The 7,201-nt window shown below is 70.7% G+C and carries 8 protein-coding genes; 3 read left to right on the forward strand and 5 right to left on the reverse strand.

Annotation, left to right across the window (positions count from 1 at the left end; translation table 11 throughout):
- Window positions 1-252, reverse strand: a 252-nt coding sequence (locus ACFV0Q_RS35735; RefSeq protein WP_385011310.1) for a hypothetical protein, incomplete at its 3' end; no start/stop codon positions are given.
- Window positions 253-390: 138 nt separating this feature from the next.
- A complete protein-coding gene (locus tag ACFV0Q_RS35740) occupies window positions 391-723 on the reverse strand; it encodes a DUF3099 domain-containing protein (protein WP_385011312.1) in 333 nt (110 codons plus the stop codon).
- Window positions 724-903: 180 nt separating this feature from the next.
- Between ACFV0Q_RS35740 and ACFV0Q_RS35745 the strand changes: the two genes are divergently transcribed.
- Window positions 904-1,179, forward strand: a complete 276-nt coding sequence (locus tag ACFV0Q_RS35745; protein ID WP_385011313.1) for a GlsB/YeaQ/YmgE family stress response membrane protein — start codon at window positions 904-906, stop codon at window positions 1,177-1,179.
- A gap of 68 nt (window positions 1,180-1,247) precedes the next feature.
- Here the strand turns inward: ACFV0Q_RS35745 and tyrS are convergent, their stop codons facing one another.
- From tyrS to ACFV0Q_RS35760, 3 genes are read right to left on the reverse strand one after another with little or no spacing between them, the layout of a single operon-like run.
- On the reverse strand, window positions 1,248-2,516 hold the full coding sequence (gene tyrS, locus ACFV0Q_RS35750) for a tyrosine--tRNA ligase (protein ID WP_385011315.1): 1,269 nt from the start codon (window positions 2,514-2,516) through the stop codon (window positions 1,248-1,250).
- Between the two features lie 51 nt (window positions 2,517-2,567).
- Complete coding sequence (locus ACFV0Q_RS35755; RefSeq protein WP_385011317.1) at window positions 2,568-3,959, reverse strand: metallopeptidase TldD-related protein; 1,392 nt, start codon at window positions 3,957-3,959, stop codon at window positions 2,568-2,570.
- Window positions 3,959-5,521: a TldD/PmbA family protein gene (locus ACFV0Q_RS35760; RefSeq protein ID WP_385011319.1), complete on the reverse strand. Its 1,563-nt coding sequence runs from the start codon at window positions 5,519-5,521 to the stop codon at window positions 3,959-3,961. Before ACFV0Q_RS35760 ends, ACFV0Q_RS35755 begins: the two co-directional genes overlap by 1 nt.
- A gap of 145 nt (window positions 5,522-5,666) precedes the next feature.
- Here ACFV0Q_RS35760 and fabG point away from each other — a divergent pair, with 145 nt between their 5' ends.
- Together fabG and fabI are read left to right on the forward strand one after the other, a co-directional pair.
- Entirely contained in the window at window positions 5,667-6,386 is a 720-nt protein-coding gene (fabG, locus tag ACFV0Q_RS35765) for a 3-oxoacyl-[acyl-carrier-protein] reductase (protein WP_385011321.1), read from the forward strand.
- 5 nt (window positions 6,387-6,391) lie between these two features.
- The gene (gene fabI / locus ACFV0Q_RS35770; protein WP_385011323.1) at window positions 6,392-7,162 is read left to right on the forward strand and encodes an enoyl-ACP reductase FabI; all 771 of its coding nucleotides are present in this window, start codon (window positions 6,392-6,394) and stop codon (window positions 7,160-7,162) included.
- The last annotated feature ends 39 nt before the right edge of the window (window positions 7,163-7,201 follow it).

Genomic DNA, 7,201 nt, shown 5'->3' on the forward strand with positions numbered 1-7,201 from the left:
GGCGCGTTCCGAGCCCTCCGGCTGCACCCACTCGTCGAGCCTCACGACGTCCTTCAGGAAACCGCGCACCCCGAGGAACTGCGAGAGGTGTTCGCGGTGCTCCTCGCACGCCAGCCACGTCTTGCGCCGCTCCGGCGTGTGCAGTTTCGGGTTGTTCCACGCCAGGACCCAGACCGCCGCGTCACGGCAGCCCTTGGCGGAGCAGGTGGCGGTTTCGGGCTCGGGGCGGGAGAAGAAGTCAGGGGAGTTCACGGCCTCAACCCTACAAACGGAAGGGCGACGCCGGGCAGCCACGGGGGGAGCTGCCCGGCGTCGGTCCGTCGCTCCGACGGGGGATGCGGAGCGCGTAGGCAGTATGTCACGCAGGACCCGGTGGGGTGCACCGGAACTTCATGATTGATCTGAGCTTTTGCTGAGGTTCCCCGGGTCCAGTGCCGGGCGCACAGGGGCCGGCATGAAGTGCGAGGGCAGCGAGGGCGTCGACTCGCGGCCGGCGTTGGCGATGACCACGGCGATGTAGGGCAGCAGGAGACCGGCCGCCAGCGTCACCATCGCCACATGGCGTTCCACGTTCCACAGCAGGACCGTGGCGACGACCGACAGGGTCCTGACCGTCATCGAGATCACGTACCGGCGCTGCCGTCCGCGCACGTCCTCGGCGAGGCTCATCCGCGCTCCGGTGATCCGGAAGACCTCGGCCCCGTTCCGCTTCGTCCGCTCCATGCTCCACCACCCGATCCACCCGCCGGACACTCCCCGGCCCGCAACCCTCCCACCGTACGCCGCCTCCGCGCGGGCGGGGAGAGCGGGTGTCCCCCGATGGGGCCGCCCGACATGCGAGAGGGGCCGGACGGGTCGAGACTGGGCGCAACATGCGCACAACGCGCCACGAGGAGGCTCGACATGCAATGGTTGTGGGCGATCATCGTCGGTTTCGTGCTGGGCCTGATAGCCCGGGCCGTCCTGCCGGGCAAGCAGCACCAGCCCCTGTGGCTGACCACCCTCTTCGGCATCGTCGGCGCCCTCCTCGGCAACGCCGTCGCGCGGTGGATCGGCGTCGAGGAAACCCGGGGCATCGACTGGATCCGGCACCTGCTGCAGCTGGCCGGAGCGGTTTTGATCGTCGGTCTCGGCGACATGGCCTACATGGCGCTGTGGGGCAAACGCCGGACCGCGTAGCGCGCCGCCCATGACGAAGGGGCCGATGCGGACGTCACGTCCGCACCGGCCCCTCGCCGCGCATGCCGTCAGGCGCCGGTGACCTCGACCGCCGCCAGGTTCTTCTTGCCGCGCCGCAGCACCAGCCAGCGGCCGTGCAGCAGGTCCTCCACGGCCGGGACCGCGTCCTCGGCGGTGACCTTCGCGTTGTTCACGTAGGCGCCGCCCTCCTTCACGGTCCGGCGGGCGGCGGACTTGCTGGCGACCAGGCCGGTCTCCGCGAGCAGGTCCACGACCAGGCCCAGCTCGGCGACCTCGGCGTGCGGCAGCTCGGAGAGGGCCGCGGCCAGCGTGGCCTCGTCCAGTTCCGTGAGCTCGCCCTGGCCGAACAGCGCCTTCGACGCCGCGATCACGGCGGCGCACTGGTCCGCGCCGTGCACCAGCGTGGTCAGCTCCTCCGCGAGCGCCCGCTGCGCGGCGCGCGCCTGCGGCCGCTCGGCGGTCTGCGCCTCCAGCTCCTCCAGCTCCGCACGGGACTTGAAGGACAGGATCCGCATGTAGGTGGAGATGTCCCGGTCGTCCACGTTCAGCCAGAACTGGTAGAACGCGTACGGGGTGGTCATCTCCGGGTCCAGCCAGACGGCGCCGCTCTCGGACTTGCCGAACTTGGTGCCGTCCGCCTTGACCATCAGCGGGGTCGCCATCGCGTGGACGTGCGCGTCCGGCTCCACCCGGTGGATCAGGTCGAGCCCGGCCGTCAGGTTGCCCCACTGGTCCGAGCCGCCCTGCTGGAGCACGCAGCCGTAGCGGCGGTACAGCTCCAGGAAGTCCATGCCCTGGAGCAGCTGGTAGCTGAACTCGGTGTAGCTGATGCCCTGGTCCGACTCCAGCCGCTTGGCGACCGAGTCCTTCGTCAGCATCTTGTTCACGCGGAAGTGCTTGCCGATGTCCCGCAGGAACTCGATGGCGGACATGCCCGCCGTCCAGTCCAGGTTGTTGACCATGAGCGCCGCGTTCTCGCCCTCGAAGGACAGGAACGGCTCGATCTGCGAGCGCAGCCGGGTCACCCAGTTCGCGATGGTCTCCGGGTCGTTCAGCGTGCGCTCGGCGGTCGGGCGCGGGTCACCGATCTGACCGGTGGCCCCGCCGACCAGCGCCAGCGGCCGGTGGCCGGCCTGCTGGAGCCGGCGCACGGTGAGCACCTGCACCAGGTGTCCCACGTGCAGCGAGGCCGCCGTCGGGTCGAAGCCGCAATAGAACGTGACAGGACCGTCCGCGAACGCCTTCCGCAGCGCTTCTTCGTCGGTGGACTGGGCGAAGAGCCCACGCCACTTCAGTTCGTCGACGATGTCCGTCACGGTCTCTCGACTCCTTCGATGTCTGAAATTGCCATGGTCAGTCTAGGTGGGTCAGACGCCCTTGCTGACCGAGCTCATGTTGAAGTCCGGGATGCGCAGCGCGGGCATCGCGGCCCGGGTGAACCAGTCGCCCCACTCGCGCGGCAGGGTCTTCTCGGTCCGGCCGGCCTCCGAGGCCCGCGACAGCAGGTCCACCGGGGACTCGTTGAACCGGAAGTTGTTGACCTCGCCCGTGACCTGCCCGTTCTCCACCAGGTAGACGCCGTCCCGGGTGAGGCCGGTGAGCAGCAGGGTGGCCGGGTCGACCTCGCGGATGTACCAGAGGCAGGTCAGCAGCAGGCCCCGCTCGGTGCCCGCGACCATCTCCTCGAGGGACTTGTCGCCGCCTCCGTCCAGGATCAGGTTCCCGAAGGCCGGGGAGAGCGGCATCCCGGTCAGGGCCGCGCTGTGCCGGGTCGTGGTCAGCCGGGCCAGCTCGCCGCCGCTGATCCACTCGGTCGCCGGGACCGGCAGGCCGTTGTCGAACACCGAGGCGTCGTCTCCCGAGCTGTGCGCGATGACGAAGGGCGCGGACTCCAGGCCGGGCGCGTTCGGGTCGCTGCGCAGGGTCAGCGGCAGCTCGGAGAGCTTCTCGCCGAGCCGGGTGCCGCCGCCGGGCTTGGAGAAGACCGTCCGGCCCTCCACCGCGTCCCGGGCCGCCGCCGACCACATCTGGTAGATCAGCAGGTCCGCCACGGCCGTGGGCGGCAGCAGCGTCTCGTACCGGCCGGCGGGCAGCTCGACCTTGCGCTCCGCCCAGCCCAGCCGTACGGCCAGCTCCGCGTCGAGCACGGTCGGGTCGACGTCCTTGAAGTCCCGGGTGGCGCGGCCCGCCCAGGCCGAGCGCGTGCGGTCCGGGGACTTCGCGTTCAGCTCCAGCGTGCCGTTGGGCTGGTCGTGGCGCAGCCGCAGCCCGGTCGACGTGCCGACGTACGTGGACACCAGCTCGTGGTTGGCGAACCCGTACAGCTCCCGGCCGCCCGCCCGGGCCCGGGCGAAGGCCTCGCCGAGGGCCGGGGCGAAGTCCGCGAACACCGCCGAGGAGGTCTCGACGGGGCCGTCGGTGAAGTCCGGCGAGGCCGGGGTCCCGGTCACCAGCGGCTGGGCGTCCTCGGCGGGACCGGCCCCGCGCGCGGCCGCCTCGGCGGCCCGGACCAGCGGCTCCAGGTCCGCGGCGGTGACGGCGGAGCGCGAGACGACCCCCGAGGCCGTGCCCTCCTTGCCGTCGACGGTGGCGATGACCGTCAGGGTGCGGCCGCGGGTGACGCCGTTGGTGGTGAGCGCGTTGCCCGCCCAGCGCAGGTTGGCGCTGGACTCCTCGTCGGCGATCACGACGCAGCCGTCGGCGGTGGACAGCTCCAGGGCGCGCTCGACGATCTCGTGCGGCTTGGTTCGGGTCGACATCAGCGTCCGGCCTCCTGCGTCGTGTTGAGGATGTTCACGTCGCGGAACAGGGCGGACGGGCAGCCGTGGGAGACCGCCGCGACCTGGCCCGGCTGGGCCTTTCCGCAGTTGAAGGCGCCGCCCAGGACGTAGGTCTGCGGGCCGCCGACCTTCTCCATCGAGCCCCAGAAGTCGGTGGTCGTGGCCTGGTACGCGACGTCGCGCAGCTGCCCGGCCAGCCGGCCGTTCTCGATGCGGAAGAAGCGCTGACCGGTGAACTGGAAGTTGTACCGCTGCATGTCGATCGACCAGGAGCGGTCGCCGACCACGTAGATCCCGCGCTCCACCCCGCCGATCAGGTCCTCCGTGGACAGTCCGCCCGGATCCGGCTGGAGCGAGACGTTCGCCATCCGCTGGACGGGCACGTGGCCGGGGGAGTCGGCGTACGCGCAGCCGTTGGAGCGGCCGAGGCCGGTGAGCTTCGCGATGCGCCGGTCCAGCTGGTAGCCGGTCAGGGTGCCGTCCTTGACCAGGTCCCAGCTCTGCGCCTCGACGCCCTCGTCGTCGTACCCGATCGTGGCCAGGCCGTGCTCGGCCGTGCGGTCACCGGTCACGTTCATGATCGAGGAGCCGTACTTGAGCTTGCCGAGCTGGTCGAAGGTGGCGAAGGAGGTCCCCGCGTACGCCGCCTCGTAGCCCAGCGCCCGGTCGAGCTCGGTGGCGTGTCCGATGGACTCGTGGATGGTCAGCCACAGGTTGGACGGGTGCACGACGAGGTCGTAGCGCCCGGCCTCGACGCTCGGCGCCCGCATCTTCTCGGCGAGCAGGCCGGGGATCTCCTCCAGCTCGGCGTTCCAGTCCCAGCCGGTGCCCGTCAGGTACTCCCAGCCGCGCCCGGCGGGCGGGGCGATGGTGCGCATCGAGTCGAACTCGCCGGTGGTGGCGTTGACGGCGACGGCCGTGAGCTGCGGGTGGATCCGCACCCGCTGCTGGGTGGTGGAGGTGCCCGCGGTGTCGGCGTAGAACTTGTTCTCGTGGACGGCGAGCAGCGAGGCGTCGACGTGCGCGACGCCGTCGGCGGCCAGCAGCCGGGAGCTCCAGTCGGCGAGCAGGGCCGCCTTCTCGGCGTCCGGCACCGCGAAGGGGTCCACGTCGTAGGCGGAGATCCAGGTCTTCTCGGCGTGCACCGGCTCGTCGGCCAGCTCGACGCGCTCGTCGGAGCCCGCGGCCTTGATCACCTGGGCGGACAGCTTCGCCATGGCCACGGCCTGCGAGGCCACCTTGGCGGCGGCGTCCATGGTGAGGTCCACGCCGGAGGCGAAGCCCCAGCTGCCGCCGTGCACCACACGGACCGCGTAACCGAGGTCCGTGGTGTCGGAGCCGCCGGAGGGCTTGGCGTCGCGCAGGCGCCAGGAGGCGCTGCGGATCCGCTCCAGCCGGAAGTCGGCATGGTCGGCGCCCAGCGCGCGGGCCCGGGCGAGCGCCGCGTCGGCGAGCGCCCGGAGGGGCAGCGCGGTGAAGGCCGCGTCGATGGAATGGGCCACGGAAATCCTCCCGGGGTCGGGGCAGGTCTGCTCGATCATGTCGCGATCCGGGCTCCGGTGCCTACATGTTTCTGTAGGTATTCGACAGAGCGCGTCGCAAGGCCCTGTCGGAGCCCGATTCTCCGGATAGCCAACCGGACCGATAGGTTTTTGCTACTCAGACAGCTAGCGAAAGGGTGATCCGTTGAGCCGCTCGGTTCTCGTCACCGGAGGTAACCGGGGCATCGGCCTCGCCATCGCCCGAGCCTTCGCCCAGGCCGGCGACAAGGTCGCGATCACGTACCGCTCTGGAGAGCCGCCGCAGGAGCTCACCGACCTGGGTGTGCTGGCCGTGCGCTGCGACATCACCGACTCCGAGCAGGTGGAGCAGGCCTACAAGGAAGTCGAGGCCAAGCACGGCAACGTCGAGGTGCTGGTGGCCAACGCCGGCGTCACCAAGGACACGCTGCTGATGCGCATGTCCGAGGAAGACTTCGCCTCCGTCGTCGACACCAACCTCACCGGCACCTTCCGCGTGGTCAAGCGCGCGAACCGTGGCATGCTCAGGGCCAAGAAGGGACGCGTCGTCCTGATCTCCTCGGTTGTGGGTCTGATGGGTTCGGCCGGCCAGGCCAACTACGCCGCCTCGAAGGCCGCGCTGGTGGGCTTCGCCCGCTCCCTCGCCCGCGAGCTGGGCTCCCGCAACATCACCTTCAACGTGGTGGCCCCGGGCTTCGTGGACACCGCCATGACGAAGGTGCTCACCGACGAGCAGCGCGAGGCCATCCTGGGGCAGGTGCCGCTGGCCCGCTACGCGCAGCCCGAGGAGATCGCGGCAGCCGTGAGCTTCCTGGCGTCCGACGACGCCGCGTACATCACAGGAGCCGTCATTCCCGTTGACGGCGGATTGGGCATGGGTCACTGATCACCATGAGCGGAATTCTCGAGGGCAAGCGCATCCTCATCACCGGGGTGCTGATGGAGTCGTCCATCGCGTTCCACACCGCCCGGCTGGCCCAGGAGCAGGGCGCCGAGGTCATCCTCACCGCGTGGCCCCGCCCGTCGCTGACCGAGCGCATCGCCAAGAAGCTGCCCAAGCCGGTCAAGGTGATCGAGCTCGACGTCACCAACGACGAGCACCTGGCCCGCCTGGAGGGCCTCGTCCGCGACGAGCTCGGCGGCCTCGACGGCGTCGTCCACTCGATCGGCTTCGCCCCGCAGGACGCCCTCGGCGGCAACTTCCTGAACACCCCGTTCGAGTCGGTCGCCACCGCCATGCACGTCTCGGCGTTCTCGCTGAAGTCGCTGACCATGGCCTGCAAGCCGCTGTTCCCGGCGGAGGGCGCGGCCGTCGTCGGCCTCACCTTCGACGCGCAGTTCGCCTGGCCGCAGTACGACTGGATGGGCCCGGCCAAGGCCGCGCTGGAGGCCACCAGCCGCTACCTCGCCCGTGACCTGGGCAAGGAGAAGATCCGCTGCAACCTGGTCTCGGCCGGTCCGATCGGCTCGATGGCCGCGAAGTCCATCCCGGGCTTCTCGGAGCTCGCGGACGTCTGGAACTCCCGCTCGATGCTGGAGTGGGACATGAGCGACCCGGAGCCGGCGGGCAAGGGCGTCGTGGCCCTGCTGTCGGACTGGTTCCCGAAGACCACCGGCGAGATCGTCCACGTCGACGGCGGCCTGCACGCGATGGGCGCCTGACCGGCACCCGCATCCGTACGGCGGTGGCCGCGCCCTCCC

Source organism: Streptomyces sp. NPDC059564 (assembly GCF_042735575.1).
Classification (GTDB): Bacteria; Actinomycetota; Actinomycetes; order Streptomycetales; family Streptomycetaceae; genus Streptomyces.